Source organism: Allobosea sp. NPDC055594 (assembly GCF_053618995.1).
Genome location: NZ_JBSHIO010000002.1, coordinates 70,403 through 88,382 on the forward strand (window position 1 = coordinate 70,403; position 17,980 = coordinate 88,382).

The following is a 17,980-nucleotide window of genomic DNA, read 5'->3' on the forward strand; positions in this document are numbered from 1 at the left end:
CCGCATCCCCGACGAGGGGCAGCGCCAAGCAGGGAGAGAACCATGTGGTCATTCAAATCGGGACTGGCCGCCGCGCTCGTCCTCGTCTCGACGCTAGCAGCCACCGCGCAGGAGCCCTATCCGACACGGCCGGTGCGGGTGATCGTGCCCTTCGCCGCCGGCGGCGCCTCGGACATGATCGCAAGGCTCGTCGCTGAACGGCTGCAGGCGCGCTGGGGCCAGGGCGTCGTCATCGAGAACATGGGCGGCGGCGGCAGCAATATCGGCGTCGCCGCACTCGCCCGCGCGACGCCGGACGGCTACACGATCGGCCTGATCAATGCGAGCAGCCATGGCCTCAACAAGGCCCTCTACAAGGAACGGCTGCCCTTCGATCCCGAGCGTGACTTCGCGCCGATCTCGCAGCTCGCGATCACGCCGAACGTGCTCGTCGTCAACCCGGACAAGGTCCCGGCCAAGACCGTGCCGGAGTTCATCGCGCTACTGAAGCAGAATCCGAACAAGTTCAATTTCGGCTCCTCGGGCATCGGCACCTCGCTGCATGTGGGCATGGAGCTGTTCCAGCAGGAGACCGGAACGAAGCTCGCCCATGTCCCCTATCGCGGCTCCGGGCCGATGATGGTCGACCTGCTTTCGGGCCAGATCGAGGTCGCGCTCGACGGCGCCGCCGTGGCCTGGCCCTATGTCGAGGCCGGCAAGCTCAGGGCGCTCGCCATCTCGATCCCGAAGCGCGCCGATTTCGCGCCCGACCTGCCGGCGCTGAGCGAATTCCTGCCGGGCTTCGACGTCACCGCCTGGCACGGCCTTGCCGCCCCGGCCAAGACCCCCCCGGCCATCGTCGAGAAGATCTCCCGCGACGTCCGCGAGATCCTGGCGACGCCGGAGGTGCGCGAGAAGCTCGCCGCCGCGAAGATCATCGCGCTCGGCATGACGCCGCAGGACTTCAAGGCCTTCCTCGACGGCGAACTGAAGAAATGGGCGCCGGTGATCGAGAAGGCGAATATCAAGCTGGATTGAGCGGCGAGGAGGCCGCGCGGCAGCGTGAGAGCTCGGCCTACTCTCCCGCTACAGCGTACTGATCTTAGAGGGGATACACCGTCATCCTGGGCTTCGCGCAGCGAAGTCCCGGGATCCATCGCCGGGCTCCGGAGCTCTGCGATGGATCCCGGAGCGGCGCGGCTTCGCCGCTTGTCCGGGATGACGATGACGTTCCGCCTGAAGCCAGCAGGCTCTACCCCACCTCGACCACGACGCGGCCGCGCACCTTGCCGTCGAGGATGGCGCGGCCGGTCTCGACCACATCCTCGAGCGGGATCGTCGTCGTCATCGCCGCGAGCCTGTCGCGGTCGAGATCGCTCGCAAGGCGGGCCCACGCCTCGAGCCGGCGCGGCTTCGGGCACATCACGGAATCGACGCCGAGCAGGGCGACGCCACGCAGGATGAAGGGCGCGACCGAAGCCGGCAGGTCCATGCCCTGGGCGAGGCCGCAGGCGGCGATCGCGCCGCCATATTTCGTCATCGAAAGCAGGTTGGCGAGGGTGTGCGATCCGACGGCGTCGACGCCGGCGATCCAGCGCTCCTTGCCGAGCGGCCGGCCCGGCCCAGAGAGCTCGTTGCGATCGATGATCTCGGCGGCGCCGAGACCCTTGAGATAATCGGCTTCCTCGGCCCGGCCGGTCGAGGCGATGACGTGCCAGCCGGCCTTGGCCAGGAGCGCGATCGCGACCGAGCCGACGCCGCCGGCGGCACCGGTGACGACGACCGGCCCGTCCGCCGGCTTCAGCCCGTGCTTCTCCAGCGCCAGCACGCAGAGCATGGCGGTGTAGCCGGCAGTACCGATCGCCATGGCCTCGCCCGGATTCATGCCTTCCGGCAGCGGCACCAGCCAGTCGGCCTTGACCCGGCTCTTCTGGGCATAGGCGCCAAGATGCGTCTCGCCCGTGCCCCAGCCATTGAGGATGACGAGATCGCTGGGCTTGAAGGCGGGATTGTCGGAGGCCTCGACCCGGCCGGCGAAGTCGATGCCGGGGATCATCGGCCAGCGCCGCACCACCGGAGCCCTGCCGGTGAGCGCAAGCCCGTCCTTGTAGTTGACGGTCGAATGGGTGACGCGGACGGTGACGTCGCCTTCCATCAGGTCGGCCTCGGCGAAATCGCCGAAGGAAAGACTGGTGCCGGCATCGCCCTTGCTGGCGATCAGGGCCTTGAAGGTGGTCATGGAAACACTCCGGAAGCTTCTGGTTCAGCCCTCATCCTGAGGAGCCGCGTAGCGGCGTCTCGAAGGATGTTCCAGCACGCTCTGGAGCATCCTTCGAGACGCGGACCAACGTCCGCTCCTCAGGATGAGGGCTGAGCATGATGCAGATCAGCGGGATGAGTTGACCGCGCCGGGCCGCCGCCTGCAAGCGGCGCGCCCGTGCATCTTTGATCAGGCCGGCTGCGCTTGCGGGCGCGCCACCGGCTTCTCGACGATCGGCAGGTTGATCAGGGCCGAGGCGACGCCGAGCGCCACCGAGAGCCACCAGACGATGTCGTAGGAGCCGAAGCGCTCATAGAGGATGCCGCCGAGCAGCACGCCGAGGAAACCGCCGACCTGATGCGAGAAGAAGGCGAAGCCGTAGAGCATCGCCATGTACTTCGTGCCGAACATCAGCATCACCAGCGACGAGGTTGGCGGCACGGTCGAGAGCCAGAACAGCCCGATGGTGATGCCGAAGATGATCGCCGTCGCGGGGCTCGCCGGGATCAGGATAAAGGCGGCGATCGCCACCGCCCGGCCGAAATAGATCCAGGCCAGCAGATGGCGCTTGGGCATGCGCGAGGAGAGCCAGCCCGAGCCGAGCGAGCCTGCGGCATTGGCGAGGCCGATGGCGGCGAGCGTCCAGCCGCCGACCCAGGCCGGCAGGCCGGCATCCTTGAGATAGGCCGGCATGTGCACGGTGATGAAGGCGAGCTGGAAGCCGCAGGTGAAGAAGCCGAGGACCAGCAGCACATAGGAACGATGCTTGAAGGCCTCGCCCAGCGCCTGGCGGATGGTCTGGTTCGGCAGATTGGCGGCGGCTGCCTGTCCGACGGCCGCCCCGGTCTTGCGCATGGCGAGCATGGTCGCCAGCGGAATGACCGGAAGCAGGGTGAAGGCGAAGACGACCAGCGCCTGCTGCCAGCCCAGCGTCTCGATCAGGATGTTGCCGATCGGCGGGAAGAGGAACTGGCCGAAGGAGCCGGCAGCGGTGCCGGCGCCGAAGGCGAGCGGGCGCCAGCTCTCCGGCAGGAGCTTGCCGAAGGCGGCGAGGATCAGGTTGAAGGAACAGGCCGAGAGGCCGAAGCCGATCAGCACGCCAGCGCCGAAATGCAGCTCGAGCGGCGTCGAGGCATAGGCCATCATGACGAGGCCGGCGGCATAGAGCAGCGCGCCGACGCAGAGTACCCGGACCAGGCCGAAACGGTCGGCGATGGCGCCGGCGAAGGGTGCGCCCAGCCCCCAGAGCAGGTTCTGGATCGCAAGCGCCAGGCCGAAGGTGTCGCGGCCCCAGCCGAATTGCAGCGTCATCGGGATCTGGAAGAGGCCGGCGCTGGCGCGCGGCCCGAAGCTGATCAGCGCGATCAGGCAGCCGGCGACGACAATGATCTCCGGCGCATGGCTGCGCTTGGCGGCGGAATTCATGGAAGGCTCCGGGGAACGGGATCGTGTGTCTGCACGATAGCGGCGGCGCCAGGATGTTTCCAACGCGTTTCCGTTACATCGCACATCACGGCGATGCATAGAAAATCGACGCGTTCGCTGCGACCGGGCGGATTCAGACGGTATTCGCGCCCGGTTCGACGGCCAGCGCCGGGCCCGGCCATGCGTCGTTCGCCCCCTTCCGGCCCGGTCCATTAACCGCCCCTCAACCCTGACGCCTGATTATCGCGATGTCGCGGATTTGCATCATCGCAGCTCGCGCATGCCGTTCCATTCCTCTCGGGTTGAGCGCCTTGAGTCAGTTGCGTCCGCGCCGGCGATCGAAGCGAAACCGCAGTGCCCGCCTGAGATGGGCGCTGGCGACGGTCGCGCCCTGGGCGCTGTCCGCGGGACTGCTGGTCTCCTTCACCGCCTCGGCCGGGCAGAACCACGATTCCTACGCCTCGCCCTCCTCGCTGATCGCGCGCGCCGCGCCGAACCCGAATTCAAGCCTCGCCGAAGGACCCTCGATGCTGGTGGCGGTGAGCGCCTTTCGCATGCCGGAGCGTGCCTTCGAGCGCGTGGTCCAGACCGCGCGGCTTTCCTTCGACATGCCGGAAAATGTCTTCGTCTCCGATCCGCGCCTGCCGCGCGAGGAGATGAAACGCGCGGCGGCCGCCTTCCCGCAGGTCGACCGCAGCGCCAAGGGGGATCTTCTGGTCCCCCTGCGGCCGACGCTGACGCACAGCGGCCAGCCTGGAGAGCTCGAGCAGATCGTCTTCGGCGAGACTCCCGGCCTGATCTCCGGCGGCTTCTCGATCGAGGCGCTCGACGGTTATGACGGGCCGCAGATCGGCTTCGAACCCCCGGCCCATGACGAGGGCGTCACCGATCCCGCCCTGTCGGATGCCTCGCCGGTCGCGATCCCCAAGGTCATCACCTCACCACGGCATGCCGAGCTGCATCTGGATAGCATCGACGGCTCGACGCCTTCGGTCGCCGGCAGCCTGGCGCAGTCCTCCTCGACCCCCGTGACGACGCCGGACGCAAGGCTCGCCTCGGCGACGCCGCCACCCGTCTCCCCGCCAGCCGGCGCATCGGCGGCCCAGAGCCGCATCGCCAAGGCGACGCCCGGCCGCGGGCCTCAGGCCGGCGAAGGCGCGAACGAGGGCAGGCAGATCTATACCGGCCTGATCGCAGCCGAGAACATGGCGAAGGAACAGCGCTGCCTCGCCGAGGCGATCTATTTCGAGGCGCGCTCGGAAAGCGAGCAGGGCCGCGCCGCGGTGGCTCAGGTCGTGCTCAACCGGGTCAAGAGCGGGCTCTATCCCGACAGCGTCTGCGGCACGGTCTACCAGAACCGCAACCGCCATCTCGCCTGCCAGTTCACCTTCGCCTGCGAAGGCAAGGCCTTGCGCATCACCGAGCCCGGCCCCTGGCGCGACGCGACCCGCATCGCCCGCGAGGTCTATGAGGGCACGACCTATCTCGCCGATGTCGGTGCCTCGACCCATTATCATGCCGACTATGTCCGGCCCTATTGGGCGCGCAAGCTGAAGAAGATGGACACGATCGGCCGGCACGTCTTCTACAAGCTCAGGCCGGGGCAGACCTGAGGCGGATTTCATCCCGGCCGGGGCGAAGCGCAGCGCCGGGATAGTGCCGCGGCTCCGCGGAACCTCGGCTCGCTCCGCCATTTCGTCGCAGCATCCGAATGGACTCGCGCGCCCCTCCCCCAAGGTAACGCCGACTTAATCCGGACGTAACGCGCCCGATGCCCTGCCCCCTGTACGAACTTGCTGTTCGCCTTTCGGCCTTTCGGAATGGGCCGGGCGGCACACGGCACTCGGGAGCCGGGGCGAGCGCAGGCCAGATGCCTGCGGAGAGGGGGCGGTCCTGTGGGAGGGAGCGCCGCTCCCTCTCCATCTCTGCCAGGGCGGATTTCGTGCCAAGGCCGTCGGCATTCCGGACAAGCGCCGAAGGCGTGCAGAGCCGGAATCCATCGCAGAGCACCGGAGTCTTGCGATGGGTTGCGGCGTTCCGCTTCGCTCCATTCGGAATGACGGTGCAAACCGACGGAACATGCCTTAGGCCCGCTGAAGAGCGCAGTTTTCGCAGTGACGGTCGCGGGGAGGTCTACGACACCTCCCCTCCTCCAGTCCTGATGATCGGTTTCCCGGACCGGTCGAATGCCTGCAATTCCGGCAAGAAGATTACAACGGAGCTGAACCTTCCGGCCAGCGCCGACCATGGTTAATTTTACCTTGTTTTAGCGTTTACCTTGCGTTCATCAGTTCGGTCCGGCTTTTCTCTCCCCAACAACACGGCCGCAGTGCCGCGCAACGGGGCAGAGGTCAGACATGGCATCCAGGGTTCTTTCGCTTGGCGGCATCGCCGCCACCGCCCTCGTCGGGGCGCTCGGCTTCGCCGCGCCGGCCGCCGCTGGTGGCGGCTGCTACGGCTCCTCCTGCTACAAGCTGGTGACGACGCCACCGGTCTACGGCACGGTCGAGGAGAGCTTCGTCACCCGCCCTGCCCGCACCTTCTCCCGGGTCGTTCCGGCCGAATACGAGACGGTCGTCGAAAAGGTGATGGTCCAGCCCGAGCGCCGTATCGCGCGCCGTATCCCGGCCCAGTACCAAACTGTCTCCGAGAAGGTGCTGATCGCGCCGGCGACGCGCCGCTGGGAGGTCAGCCGCGACGCCTATGGCCAGACCACCGGCTGCTGGGTCGATGTCCCCGCGCAATACGGCTACCAGCAGCGCACCGTCGAGGTCTCTCCGGCCTCGGTCGCCTATGATGTCGTGCCGGCGGTCTACGGCCAGCGCAGCCGCCGCGTCATGGTTCGCGCCACGCAGGTGGTGCACGAGACGGTGCCGGCCGAATACGCCACCCGCCAGCGCCAGGTCCTGGTCAGCCCCGGCTCGCAGCGCTGGGCCCCGGCCCGCTACTGAGTTTCACCGAACTTTCTACGTAGTCCTGTTCATCGCGGAAAATGCCACTTACGCCCCGGCCTCGGCCGGGGCTTTTTTGTGGCCTGGACGGATGGGTGGGGCCGCCCCTCCCCGCGTCATACCGGCCGCGGCGCAGCGGCGCGCCGGAATCCATCATAGGGCTCCTGCGCTCTACGACGGATTCCGGAGCCGCGCGGCTTCGCCGCTTGTCCGGAATGACGGATAGGATGTGTCCGAGGCCGTCGCCGCTCAGGCGAGTCCACCGGTCAGCAGCATCAGCACGCCGACGCCGAGCGCGAAGGCGAGGACGCGGGCCGGGAAGGTGAAGAGCGAGCCCGGCGGCTGGCGCAGAACCAGGCTGACCACGACCTCGACCAGGCCGAGGGCGAGCAGCACATAGACGAAGGGCGGGAAGGTTCCCCCCTTCGCGATCCAGCCGGTATTGGCAGCGAGTGAGGCCGCAGCGCCAAGCCCGACGCCTGCAGCGATGAAGAACTGCTCGGGCTTGGTGAAGCGCATCGACGGCTCAGCGCCGGCGGAAATTCTGCGGCCGCGGCGGCATCGGGCCGGGGCTCGCGGTCTTCTGGCGGAAGTTGATGCGGCCCCGATCGAGATCGTAGGGCGACATCTCGACCACCACGCGGTCGCCGGCGATGGTACGGATGCGGTTCTTCTTCATCTTGCCGGCCGCATAGGCCAGGATGATGTGGTCGTTGTCGAGCTTGACCCGGTAGTTCCCGTCCGGGAGCACCTCGACCACGGTGCCGTCGAATTCGAGAAGTTCTTCCTTCGCCATTCCCTGATCCTTCGTCTTCTCTTCGGCGCAGGGACCGGCGCGGCCGCGTGCCGCGATCCGATCCGTCGGGCGCTCAGCGCGTCAGTTCGCGCGCCGCCTTGCGCCATTGGTGCGTCGTTGCTCCGTTCTTTGCTGCAAGAACGCGACGCCGCCAAGCCCTTCATTGGCCGAAGCCGCTTCTTTTCGCACTGCCGGCGCATCATTGCGCTGTGCCGGGCGCTCGCCACGCGCCTGGTTCGGGCGCGGCGCATCACTGCGCTGGCCGCCACCATTGCGGCCGGAGCCGTTATGACCGCCGCCATTGCCGGGCTTGGCGCCCTGGCGCTGGCCCTGATGCTGGCGCTGTCCCTCGCCCCGGCCATTGTCACGGCCTCCGCCGCCCTGCTGGCCACGGCCGCCACGGCCCTGGTTCTGCGGCGGCTTCTTCGGCGTGCGGCCATCCCAGTACGGCACCTCGCCGATCGGGGTGAGCGCGACCTTGGTCAGCTTCTCGATCCCGGCGAGATCACCGCGCTCTTCCGGCGTGCAGAAGGCGATGGCGACGCCCGAGGCGCCGGCGCGCGCCGTGCGGCCGATACGGTGGACATAGGTCTCCGGCACGTTCGGCAGGTCGAAATTGACGACATGGCTGATGCCGTCGACATCGATGCCGCGCGCCGCGATGTCGGTCGCGACCAGGATGCGCAGCTCGCCGTCGCGGAAGGCGCCGAGAGCCCGCTCGCGCTGGCCCTGGCTCTTGTTGCCATGGATCGCAGCCGCCTTGATGTTGGACTGCTCGAGCTGGCGCACGACCTTGTCGGCGCCGTGCTTGGTGCGGGTGAAGACGATGGCGCGCTCCATCTCGGGAACGCTCAAGGTCTTCGCCAGCAGAGCCGGCTTCTGGCCAGCTTCCGTGAAGATGACGCGCTGGTCGATCTTCTCGGCGGTGGTCGCAACCGGCGTGACCGCGACCTCGACCGGGTCGGTCAGATAGGCGGAGGCGATCTCGCGGATCGCCTTCGGCATGGTGGCCGAGAACAGCAGCGTCTGGCGCTTCTGCGGGATCAGCGTCGCGATGCGGCGGAGCGCATGGATGAAGCCGAGATCGAGCATCTGGTCGGCCTCGTCGAGGACGAGGAACTCGATCTCGCGCAGCGAGACGGCGCGCTGGTCGACCAGGTCGAGCAGGCGGCCGGGCGTGGCGACGAGGATGTCGACCTGCTGGGCGAGCGCCCGAATCTGCTTGCCGACGGGGACACCGCCGAAGATCACGGTCGACTTGATGCTGGTGAACTGGGCGTAGCCGCGGATGTTGGCCTCGATCTGGGCCGCGAGCTCGCGCGTCGGCGAGAGGATCAGCGCGCGCACCGAGCGCGGCTGCACGCGCCGCGGCTGGCCGAGCAGCCGGTGCAGCATCGGCAGCGAGAAGGCCGCCGTCTTGCCGGTTCCGGTCTGGGCGGCGCCAAGCAGGTCACGGCCGTCGCGAATCGCAGGGATCGCCTGCGCCTGGATCGGCGTAGGCGTCTCATAACCTTCGGCCGCGAGCGCCTTGAGAAGGGGCTCGGCCAGGCCGAGGTCGGTGAATTTTGTCAAAACAGGTCTTTCCTGGACCGGCAAGCAAGGGGCGCACGTGGAGAACGGAAGCGCCGCGTCCTGCGATACTCGGTCTACGTATGAAGTTCTTTCCGCCCGGCGAACCGCTAGCCACTGCGCCGGAGGATATCGTGTCATGCGGGCCGTGCCCGCCTATGGGAGCGGGCGGGTCCCAAGGACCCGCCCGCGATATCGGTCACTCAGGCGACGGCGAGGTTGCCGGCCGAGGACTTGCCGGTCTTGCGATCGGCGATCAGCTCGTAGGAGACGACCTGGCCTTCGCGCAGCTCGCGCAGGCCGGCCCGCTCGACGGCGGAGATGTGGACGAAGATGTCCTGGCCGCCGTTCTCAGGGGTGATGAAGCCGTAGCCCTTGGTGGCGTTGAACCACTTCACGGTGCCCTTGTTCATGGCATTAGTCCTTACGTTTCAGATCCGCGTATCGTTGCGACCCATGGTTCGGCGCGCGGACGCCTCATCATGGTCTTGTAGCGATGTGTGGTGGATCTGAATCGTGCCCGCCGACCGGTTTACCCGCGCGGAGGATTGGCCAGAACCCGGCCGCATCTCGTCTTACATCGGAGCGTCTAGCAGAATTTGCAAGTCGGGTCCAGAGATGCCCGGTTTGCGCCGGCCCGGCCGGATTCGGGGCCAATCCGACCCTGGGCGGCCGGCTGGACCAGGCTGCGCCAGGGGCTCGAAGCCGGATCAGCCGATCTCGCGGACGAGCCCGACCAAGCCGCCGAGATCGACGAGCTTTCGAAAGCGGGCCTCGCCGACCGGCTCCTCGGCATGCTCGAGCACCCAGGTCAGTTCATGCGGGACGAAGGTCGCCCAGCCGCCGGCGACGAGCGCCGGCACGATATCGGATTTCAGCGAATTACCGACCATCATCGCCCGCTCGGGCCCTTCGCCATGGCGCGCGAACAGACGGCGATAGGTCGCGACCGTCTTGTCGCTGACGATCTCGACCGCATCGAAATAGTCGCCGAGTCCGGACTGAGCGAGCTTGCGCTCCTGATCGAAGAGATCGCCCTTGGTGATCAGCACGAGACGATAATCGCCGGCTAGCGCCGCCAACGTCTCGGCGGCGTGCGGCAGGGTCTCGACCGGGTGTGCTGCCATTTCGCGCCCGGCGGCGAGGATCTCGGCGATCACCGCCGGAGAGACCTCGCCGCGCGTGACCTCGATCGCGGTCTCGATCATCGAGAGGCTGAAGCCCTTGATGCCGAAACCATAGAAGCCGAGATTGCGCTTCTCGGCCTCGAGCAGCCGGCCGGAAATCTCGGCGGCCTCGCCATGCGCACCGAGCAAGCTGACGAAGCGCTCCTCGGTCAGCCGGTAGAACTGCTCGTTCTGCCAGAGCGTATCATCGGCATCGAAGCCGATGGTGGTGAGTTTCGCGGGCATGGCGTTCCGTCATTGCGAGCAAGGCGAAGCAATCCAGCGGCGCGCTCGACGGCCCCTAGATTGCTTCGTCGCCATGCTCCTCGCAATGACGAGGAGCGCGTCAGGCGTCCTTCGCCTTGATCGCGCCCAGAGCCGCCTGCGCGGCGGCGAGCCGGGCGATCGGCACGCGGAAGGGCGAGCACGACACATAGTCGAGCCCCGCGCTTTCGCAGAAGCCGATCGAGGCGGGATCGCCGCCATGCTCGCCGCAGATACCGAGCTTGATGTCCGGCCGCGTCTTGCGTCCGCGCTCGACGGCGAGACGGACCAGCTCTCCGACGCCATCCTGGTCCAGCGTCACGAAAGGATCGTTGGGCAGCAGGCCCCTGGCGGTGTAGGCGCCGAGGAAGGTCGAGGCGTCGTCACGGCTGATGCCGAGCGTGGTCTGGGTCAGGTCGTTGGTGCCGAAGGAGAAGAACTCGGCGCTCGCCGCGATCTCCTGCGCCCGCAGCGCGGCACGCGGCAACTCGATCATGGTGCCGACCTGGTAGGTCAGCACCGCTCCGGTCTCGCTGCGTACCGCCGCCGCCATGGCGTCGATGCGGGCCTTGACCAGATCGAGCTCGGGCGAGCCCATGACCAACGGCACCATCACCTCCGGCATCACCGGCTTGCCGGTCTCCTTCGCCGCCAGCACCGCCGCCTCGAAGATGGCGCGCGCCTGCATCTCGGCGATCTCGGGATAGGCGACAGCGAGGCGCACGCCCCGGAAGCCGAGCATCGGGTTGAACTCGTGCAGTTCGGCGGCGCGGCGCCGCAACCTGTCGACGCTGGTCCCCATCGCCGCAGCCACCTCGGCGATCTCCTCCTCGGTCTGCGGCAGGAACTCGTGCAGCGGCGGATCGAGCAGGCGGATCGTCACCGGCAGCCCGTGCATGATCGAGAACAGCTCGACGAAGTCCTGGCGCTGCATCGGCAGCAGCTTGGCCAGCGCGGCGCGCCGCCCCGCCTCGTCCTCGGACAGGATCATCTCACGCATGGCGAGGATGCGGTCGGCATCGAAGAACATGTGCTCGGTGCGGCAGAGGCCGATGCCCTCGGCACCGAATTCGCGGGCCGTCCTGGCGTCGCGCGGGGTCTCGGCATTGGCGCGGACCTTCAGGCGGCGGAGCCGGTCGGCCCAGCCCATCAGTGTCTTGAACTCCTCCGAGAACTCGGGCTGCTGCATCTTGACCTCGCCGAGCAGGACCTGCCCGGTCGAGCCGTCGATGGTGACGAAATCGCCCGCCTTCAGCGTGGTTGCGCCGACGCTCATCGTCGCCTTGGCATAGTCGACGCGAATCTGGCCGGCGCCGGAGACGCAGGGCTTGCCCATGCCGCGCGCGACCACCGCCGCATGCGAGGTCATGCCGCCGCGCGTGGTCAGGATGCCCTCGGCGGCATGCATGCCGTGAATGTCCTCAGGCGAGGTCTCGACGCGTACCAGAATGCATTTATGCCCCGCCTTCTTCGCCGCCTCGGCGGCTTCGGAGGTGAAGACGATCTCACCGGCGGCAGCGCCGGGCGAGGCCGGCAGGCCCGTCGTCAGGACGCGGCGCTCGGCCTTGCTGTCGATGGTCGGGTGCAGAAGCTGGTCGAGCGCGCCGGGCTCGACACGACCGACCGCCTGGTCCTCGGAGATCAGCCCCTCGCGGGCGAGGTCGACCGCGATGCGCAGCGCCGCCTTCGCGGTGCGCTTGCCGGAACGGGTCTGCAGCATCCAGAGCTTGCCCTCCTGGATGGTGAACTCCATGTCCTGCATGTCGCGATAGTGCTTTTCGAGAATGCCGTAGATTCGGCAGAGCTCGGCATAGGCTTCCGGCATCGCCTTCTCCATCGAAGGCTTGTCGGAGCCGGCAGCGATCCTGGCGGCCTCGGTGATGTCCTGCGGCGTGCGGATGCCGGCGACGACGTCCTCGCCCTGGGCGTTGATCAGGAACTCGCCATAGAGTTCGTTCTCGCCGGTCGAGGGATTACGGGTGAAGGCGACGCCGGTGGCCGAGGTCTCGCCCATATTGCCGAAGACCATGGACTGGACGTTGACCGCAGTCCCCCAGGCGGCGGGAATGTCGTTGAGCTCGCGATACTTGATGGCGCGGTTGTTCATCCAGGACGAAAAGACCGCACCGACCGCGCCCCAGAGCTGCTTCTCGGGCTCCTGCGGGAACTCGGCGCCGAGTTCTTTCCTGACGATTTCCTTGTACTTGCCGACCAGTACCTTCCAGTCATCGGCCGAGAGCTCGGTGTCGAGCTGGTAGCCCTTGCGTTCCTTGTAATCTTCGAGCGCTTCCTCGAAATGGCCGTGATCGACGTCGAGCACCACGTTCGAATACATGGTGATGAAGCGGCGATAGCTGTCCCAGGCGAAGCGGGCATCGCCCGAGGCCTGCGCCACCGCCTCGACGGTGACGTCATTCAGGCCGAGATTGAGCACCGTGTCCATCATGCCCGGCATCGAGGCGCGCGCGCCCGAACGGACCGAGACGAGCAGCGGATTGGCGGGATCGCCGAAGGTCTTGCCGGTCAGCCCGGCCATGCCGGCGAGCGCCGCCTTGACCTGGCCGTCGAGCTCGGCCGGAAAGCTCCTGCCATTGTCGTAATACCAGGTGCAGACTTCGGTGGTGATGGTGAAGCCAGGCGGGACCGGCAGGGCCAGATTGCTCATCTCGGCAAGGTTCGCGCCCTTGCCGCCGAGCAGGTTCTTCATTCCTGCCTCACCCTCGGCCTTGCCGTCGCCGAAAGTGTAGACCCACTTCTGCCCTGCCATAAGCCCCGCCTCTTCCAAATTCGCCGCCGCCATCAACGCCGACGCGTCCGCATGGTTTCGCGATCGCGAGGTCTGCTTGTGCAGTGCACCCGCGCGGCGTGGTCATGCCCAAAAGCGGATGAACAATCAATGAGCGCGACCGGCAACCCGCCCCGTCCATCATCGCAGATCGCGCGCCGGCGCGCAGCCGCCCCTGCGGCCATCAGGCCCGACGCCCGCGCGCGCCCTTCGGCCAGCGCAGCGGCCAGTTCACCAGCCGCTCGACCAGTTCCTCCTCGGCGATTTCGTCCTCGTTCGCGAAGACCTTGCCCCGAACCGAGACGCCGGCCTCGACCACCGTCTGCGGATCGCCCGAGACGAGCGGGTGCCACCAGGGCAGATCCTTGCCCTCCCCGACCAGACGATAGGCGCAGGTCGGCGGCAGCCAGGAGAGGGTACGCACCTCATCCGGCGTCAGCGTCACGCAATCCGGCACGGTCTGCGAGCGATTCTCGTAGTCGCGGCAGCGGCAGGTTCCGGCATCGAACAGACGGCAGCCGATATCGGTCGCCAGGATGCGGCCGGTATCCTCGTCCTCGAGCTTGACCAGGCAGCAGCGTCCGCAGCCGTCGCAGAGCGATTCCCACTCCGCTTCGCTCATCTCCTCGAGGGTCTTGGTCCGCCAGAAAGGCGGGCTCGCGTTCGGATCTGCAGCCATGGCCGCTTATGCCCCTTCGCGGACGCCGAGGAAAGCGGCGCAGGAGGCGCGCAAGGCCCACCAGACACGACAACAGCGAGATCTATATTCGATACATTCTAATCTATATTTAGAATGATTAAAATCTACAGTTATTGACCGAATACTAATGCCCTTCTATTTGACCCGAAGAATTCCTCGCACCAGAGATCCCCGATGCTGACGAAACGGACTGTCCTGCGCGCTTTCGCCGCTGCCGGCATGCTTCTGGTCGCCGCCCTGCCGGCTGCCGCCGAAAAGATCGTCGTGACCGACATCATCGGGCGCAAGGTCGAGGTCGAGGCGCCGGTGCGCAAGATCATCCTCGGCGAAGGCCGGCAGATGTATTTCGTCGCTGCGCTCGACAAGGACGAGCCGTTCAAGCGCGTCGTCGGCTGGCGCGACGATCTCGGCAAGGCCGACCCCGAGAACTACAAGGCTTATCTCACGCGCTATCCGCAGATCGCCAAGCTGCCGACCTTCGGCGGCATGAAGGAAGGCGCCTTCGACGTCGAGCAGGCGATCGCGCTGAAGCCTGACGTGCTCTTCCTCAACATCGAGGCCAAGGTCGCCAGCGACGAGGCCAAGCTGGTCGAGAAGCTGGCTTCCGTCGGCATCCCCGTGGTCTATGTCGACTTCCGCGAAAAGCCGTTCGAGCACACCGAGCCGTCGATGCGGCTGATCGGCAAGCTCTTCGGCAAGGAGCAGGTCGCCGAGGACTTCATCAAATACCGCGCCGAGCAGATCGCGCTGGTCACCGACCGGCTCGCCAAGGCGGGCGATCTCAAGCGCCCGCTCGTCATGGTCGAGCGGGCCGGCGGCTATTCCGACGATTGCTGCATGTCCTTCGGCAACGAGAATTTCGGCAAGATGGTCGAGTTCGCCGGCGGCCGTAACCTCGCGACGCCGCTGATCCCCGGCACCTTCGGCACGATCAACCCGGAGCGCATCGTCGCCGACAATCCCGACATCGTGATCGTGACCGGCAGCAGCTGGGACGGCTACGTCCCCGGGGGCAACTGGGTCGGCCTCGGCGCCGGCGCCGACATGACCGAAGCCCGCCGCAAGCTCGCCAATCTGATGAAGCGCCCGGCCTTCGTCCAGTCGGCGGCGGTGAAGAACGGCCGGGTCTACGGCATCTGGCACCAGTTCTACAACAGCCCCTATCAGTTCGTGGCGATCCAGCAGATCGCGAAATGGCTGCATCCGGAGCTGTTCAAGGACATCGACCCGGACGCGACCATGAAGGCGCTGCACGAGCGCTTCCTGCCCCTGCCCTACGAGCCCGGCCTGTGGGTCTCGCTCGAGGCGGTCAAATGAGCCTGGCGCCCATCCTGGCCGAGAAGACGGCGACCGAATTGCCGGTGGCGGAAGGGCGCGAGGCCTATCGGGCCCTCGCCTTCCGCCGCAAGCTGCTGCTGGCCGGCTTTGCCGCCGCCCTGCTGCTCTGCTTCCTCGTCGACCTGATGCTGGGCCCGGCTCGCTACAGCATGGGCGAGGTCGTCGATGCGCTGCTCTCGCCGTCGACCGCGCCGGCCGCGGTCAGGGTGGTGATCTGGGACATCCGGCTGCCGGTCGCGCTGATGGCCGTGGTCACGGGCGCGGCGCTCGCCATCGCCGGCGCACAGATGCAGACCGTACTCAACAACCCGCTGGCGAGCCCGTTCACGCTCGGCATCTCCGGGGCGGCGAGCTTCGGAGCGGCGCTGGCGCTGGTCTTCGGCGTCGCGATCGTGCCCTTCGCCATCGATTATGTTGTTCCGCTCAATGCCTTCATCATGGCGATGGGCGCCTCGCTGCTGATCCATATGCTGAGCCAGCGCCGCGACGTCACCACCGAGACGGTGGTGCTGCTCGGGATCGCGCTGGTCTTCACCTTCAACGCCCTGCTGGCGCTGCTGCAGTTCTTCGCCTCCGAGCAGGCGCTGGGCGCGGTGGTGTTCTGGATGATGGGCTCGCTGACCAAGGCGAGCTGGCACAAGCTCGCCATCACCTCCGCCGTTCTGCTGTTCTGCCTGCCACTCTTCGCCCGCCGCGCCTGGGCGCTGACGACTTTGCGCCTCGGCGACGAGAAGGCCGCGAGCTTCGGCATCGACGTCAAGCGGCTGCGGCTGGAGACCATGCTGCTCGTCGCCCTGCTCGCCTCGGTCCCGGTCGCCTTCGTCGGCACGATCGGCTTCATCGGCCTGGTCGGCCCGCATATCGCAAGGATGCTGATCGGCGAGGATCAACGCTTCTTCCTGCCGGCCTCGGCACTGGCGGGCGCCGCCCTGCTCTCGGCCTCCTCGGTAGTCAGCAAGTCGCTGATCCCCGGGCTGATCTTCCCGATCAGCGTCGTCACCGCCCTGGTCGGCGTGCCGTTCTTCTTCAGCCTGATCCTGACCAGTCGGAGGCGTTCATGGTGAAGCGCCTCGCCCTCAGCGAAGTCGGTGTCGCCTATGGCAGGCGCCAGATCCTCACCGATGTGACCACGCCCGATCTGCTCGGCGGCGAGGTCGTGGCGGTGATCGGCCCGAACGCCGCCGGCAAGTCGAGCCTGTTCCGCCGCATCGCCGGCATGGCTTCAGGCACCGGCACGGTCGAAATCGCCAGCCCCAGCGGCAAGGCGCCGTGCTATCTGCCGCAGGACACCGCGGTGAACGCGGTGCTGACCGTCTACGAGTCGATCCTGCTCGCCCGCAAGCAGGGCGGCTCCTGGGGCGTCGGAGATGACGAGCTTGCCGCGATCGACCAGGCGCTTCACGATCTCGACATCGCCGAGCTCGCCTTTCGCGGCCTCGGCGAGCTCTCCGGCGGCCAGCGCCAGCTCGTCTCGATCGCCCAGACTCTGGTGCGCCAGCCCGAGATCATGCTGCTCGACGAGCCGACCAGCGCGCTCGACCTGCACCGCCAGTTCGAGGTGCTGAGTCTCGTCGCCCGCCTCGCCCGCGAGAAGAAGATCTGCGTGCTGATCGCGATCCACGACCTCAATCAGGCGCTGCGCATCGCCGACAAGGTGATGGTGCTGGCGAAGGGGCGCCTCGTCGCGCTCGGCCCGCCGCGCGAGATCATCACCCCAGCGCTGCTGGAAGAGGTCTATGGTGTCGTCGCCCGGGTCGAGACCGGCGATGGCGAAGCGCCCTTCGTCGTGGTCCAGGGCTCGGCGCGCAAGGCAAGCCAGCGGGCCAGGCCGGAACTCGCCACCCTCTGAGGCCGCTGCTCACACCTCCGCCAATCCTTCCAAGCGACGTAAGCCGATGCAAGACACCAACGCTTCCAGCCCCGGCGCCAACTACTCGCTGAAGGAGGAGATCCGCGCCTACTGGTCGAGCCGCGCCGCAAGCTTCGACCAGCAGGTCGGCCATGCGATCAAGTCCGAGGCCGAGCTCGCCGCCTTCCAGAGCCTGCTGCGTCAGGCCTTCGGTACGGAGCCGCTAGAGGTGCTCGACCTTGCCTGCGGCACCGGCGAGATCACCCGCGCTTTGCTTTCGCTCGGCCACAAGGTCACGGCGATCGACTTTTCCGACGCCATGCTCGCCCGTGCCCGCGCCAAGCATGGCGACAAGGCGAGGATCCTCTCCGGCGACGCCGAGCGCCTGCTCGACGAGGACGAGAGCTATGACGCTCTGGTGACGCGGCATCTGGTCTGGACGCTGACCGATCCCGAAGCCGCCTTCGCCGAATGGTTCCGCGTGCTGAAGCCCGGCGGCAGGCTCCTGGTGATCGACGGCGACTGGATCAACCGCTCCTGGATCCAGAACCTGATCAACCGCGGCGCCATCTGGCTGCGCGAGCGCAGCGGCGGCACCGTGCATACGACCGACAAGGAGGCCTTCGACTCGATCACCCGGCGCTTCTTCTTCCGCGACGGGCTGAGCTATGAGCGCCTCGGCGCCATGCTGCGCGAGGCCGGCTTCGCCCGGATCGAGCCGGCAGACTACCGGCAGGTGGTGCGGGCGCAGCAGCGCAGCGCCGCCCTGCACGATGCGCTGCGGCTGGTTTCCTCGACGCGCTTCGCCCTGGTGGCGACGAAAGCCTGAAACGCCGGCAATCGTACGACGCGCGGGCCAATCCTGTGCCGAAACGAGACGATCGCGCTGGCCTGAAAC

Annotated in this window: 16 protein-coding genes; 7 read left to right on the plus strand and 9 right to left on the minus strand. The window is 67.3% G+C overall.

The features are described from left to right. Positions 1–42: 42 nt before the first annotated feature. Entirely contained in the window at positions 43–1,017 is a 975-nt protein-coding gene (locus tag ACWGRX_RS04330) for a Bug family tripartite tricarboxylate transporter substrate binding protein (protein ID WP_452116556.1), read from the plus strand. A gap of 214 nt (positions 1,018–1,231) precedes the next feature. On the opposite strand, the gene acuI is transcribed toward ACWGRX_RS04330, so the two are convergent. Next, complete coding sequence (gene acuI, locus ACWGRX_RS04335) at positions 1,232–2,218, minus strand: acrylyl-CoA reductase (NADPH) (protein ID WP_452116557.1); 987 nt, start codon at positions 2,216–2,218, stop codon at positions 1,232–1,234. 210 nt (positions 2,219–2,428) lie between these two features. Beyond that, on the minus strand, positions 2,429–3,664 hold the full coding sequence (locus ACWGRX_RS04340) for an MFS transporter (RefSeq protein ID WP_291638918.1): 1,236 nt from the start codon (positions 3,662–3,664) through the stop codon (positions 2,429–2,431). Between the two features lie 311 nt (positions 3,665–3,975). Between ACWGRX_RS04340 and ACWGRX_RS04345 the strand changes: the two genes are divergently transcribed. Further along, positions 3,976–5,277 carry a cell wall hydrolase gene (locus ACWGRX_RS04345; protein WP_452116558.1) on the plus strand — a complete coding sequence of 434 codons (1,302 nt, stop codon included), beginning with the start codon at positions 3,976–3,978 and terminating at the stop codon, positions 5,275–5,277. Positions 5,278–6,021: 744 nt separating this feature from the next. Continuing rightward, positions 6,022–6,615 (plus strand): hypothetical protein, encoded by a 594-nt coding sequence (locus tag ACWGRX_RS04350; RefSeq protein ID WP_452116559.1) that lies wholly within the window; start codon positions 6,022–6,024, stop codon positions 6,613–6,615. A 249-nt stretch (positions 6,616–6,864) separates the two neighbouring features. Here the strand turns inward: ACWGRX_RS04350 and ACWGRX_RS04355 are convergent, their stop codons facing one another. The 7 genes from ACWGRX_RS04355 to ACWGRX_RS04385 form a co-directional block, all read right to left on the minus strand. Further along, positions 6,865–7,134: a hypothetical protein gene (locus ACWGRX_RS04355; RefSeq protein ID WP_291639078.1), complete on the minus strand. Its 270-nt coding sequence runs from the start codon at positions 7,132–7,134 to the stop codon at positions 6,865–6,867. Between the two features lie 7 nt (positions 7,135–7,141). Further along, positions 7,142–7,411: a translation initiation factor IF-1 gene (infA, locus tag ACWGRX_RS04360; protein ID WP_291639077.1), complete on the minus strand. Its 270-nt coding sequence runs from the start codon at positions 7,409–7,411 to the stop codon at positions 7,142–7,144. An 81-nt stretch (positions 7,412–7,492) separates the two neighbouring features. Beyond that, positions 7,493–8,983, minus strand: a complete 1,491-nt coding sequence (locus tag ACWGRX_RS04365; RefSeq protein ID WP_452116560.1) for a DEAD/DEAH box helicase — start codon at positions 8,981–8,983, stop codon at positions 7,493–7,495. A 200-nt stretch (positions 8,984–9,183) separates the two neighbouring features. Then, positions 9,184–9,393, minus strand: a complete 210-nt coding sequence (locus tag ACWGRX_RS04370; RefSeq protein ID WP_110488019.1) for a cold-shock protein — start codon at positions 9,391–9,393, stop codon at positions 9,184–9,186. A gap of 297 nt (positions 9,394–9,690) precedes the next feature. After that, on the minus strand, positions 9,691–10,392 hold the full coding sequence (locus ACWGRX_RS04375; protein ID WP_452116561.1) for an HAD family hydrolase: 702 nt from the start codon (positions 10,390–10,392) through the stop codon (positions 9,691–9,693). A gap of 100 nt (positions 10,393–10,492) precedes the next feature. Continuing rightward, positions 10,493–13,177, minus strand: a complete 2,685-nt coding sequence (gene ppdK, locus ACWGRX_RS04380) for a pyruvate, phosphate dikinase (RefSeq protein WP_452116562.1) — start codon at positions 13,175–13,177, stop codon at positions 10,493–10,495. A 202-nt stretch (positions 13,178–13,379) separates the two neighbouring features. After that, positions 13,380–13,874 carry a YcgN family cysteine cluster protein gene (locus ACWGRX_RS04385; protein WP_291639269.1) on the minus strand — a complete coding sequence of 165 codons (495 nt, stop codon included), beginning with the start codon at positions 13,872–13,874 and terminating at the stop codon, positions 13,380–13,382. Positions 13,875–14,069: 195 nt separating this feature from the next. Here ACWGRX_RS04385 and ACWGRX_RS04390 point away from each other — a divergent pair, with 195 nt between their 5' ends. From ACWGRX_RS04390 to ACWGRX_RS04405, 4 genes are read left to right on the plus strand one after another with little or no spacing between them, the layout of a single operon-like run. After that, complete coding sequence (locus tag ACWGRX_RS04390; RefSeq protein ID WP_452116563.1) at positions 14,070–15,212, plus strand: ABC transporter substrate-binding protein; 1,143 nt, start codon at positions 14,070–14,072, stop codon at positions 15,210–15,212. 14 nt (positions 15,213–15,226) lie between these two features. Then, on the plus strand, positions 15,227–16,297 hold the full coding sequence (locus ACWGRX_RS04395; protein WP_452116945.1) for a FecCD family ABC transporter permease: 1,071 nt from the start codon (positions 15,227–15,229) through the stop codon (positions 16,295–16,297). Beyond that, complete coding sequence (locus tag ACWGRX_RS04400; RefSeq protein ID WP_452116946.1) at positions 16,294–17,082, plus strand: ABC transporter ATP-binding protein; 789 nt, start codon at positions 16,294–16,296, stop codon at positions 17,080–17,082. Before ACWGRX_RS04395 ends, ACWGRX_RS04400 begins: the two co-directional genes overlap by 4 nt. 46 nt (positions 17,083–17,128) lie before the next feature. Next, positions 17,129–17,911, plus strand: a complete 783-nt coding sequence (locus tag ACWGRX_RS04405) for a class I SAM-dependent methyltransferase (protein ID WP_452116564.1) — start codon at positions 17,129–17,131, stop codon at positions 17,909–17,911. The last annotated feature ends 69 nt before the right edge of the window (positions 17,912–17,980 follow it).

Bases quoted from the DNA above. Each gene is read 5' to 3' on its own strand.
- ACWGRX_RS04390 (WP_452116563.1), top strand. From the start codon at position 14,070: ATGCTGACGAAACGGACTGTCCTGCGCGCTTTCGCCGCTGCCGGCATG.
- ACWGRX_RS04330 (WP_452116556.1), top strand. From the start codon at position 43: ATGTGGTCATTCAAATCGGGACTGGCCGCCGCGCTCGTCCTCGTCTCG.
- ACWGRX_RS04340 (WP_291638918.1), bottom strand. From the start codon at position 3,664: ATGAATTCCGCCGCCAAGCGCAGCCATGCGCCGGAGATCATTGTCGTC.
- ACWGRX_RS04405 (WP_452116564.1), top strand. From the start codon at position 17,129: ATGCAAGACACCAACGCTTCCAGCCCCGGCGCCAACTACTCGCTGAAG.
- acuI (WP_452116557.1), bottom strand. From the start codon at position 2,218: ATGACCACCTTCAAGGCCCTGATCGCCAGCAAGGGCGATGCCGGCACC.
- ACWGRX_RS04355 (WP_291639078.1), bottom strand. From the start codon at position 7,134: ATGCGCTTCACCAAGCCCGAGCAGTTCTTCATCGCTGCAGGCGTCGGG.
- ACWGRX_RS04375 (WP_452116561.1), bottom strand. From the start codon at position 10,392: ATGCCCGCGAAACTCACCACCATCGGCTTCGATGCCGATGATACGCTC.
- ACWGRX_RS04370 (WP_110488019.1), bottom strand. From the start codon at position 9,393: ATGAACAAGGGCACCGTGAAGTGGTTCAACGCCACCAAGGGCTACGGC.
- ACWGRX_RS04385 (WP_291639269.1), bottom strand. From the start codon at position 13,874: ATGGCTGCAGATCCGAACGCGAGCCCGCCTTTCTGGCGGACCAAGACC.
- ACWGRX_RS04350 (WP_452116559.1), top strand. From the start codon at position 6,022: ATGGCATCCAGGGTTCTTTCGCTTGGCGGCATCGCCGCCACCGCCCTC.
- ppdK (WP_452116562.1), bottom strand. From the start codon at position 13,177: ATGGCAGGGCAGAAGTGGGTCTACACTTTCGGCGACGGCAAGGCCGAG.
- infA (WP_291639077.1), bottom strand. From the start codon at position 7,411: ATGGCGAAGGAAGAACTTCTCGAATTCGACGGCACCGTGGTCGAGGTG.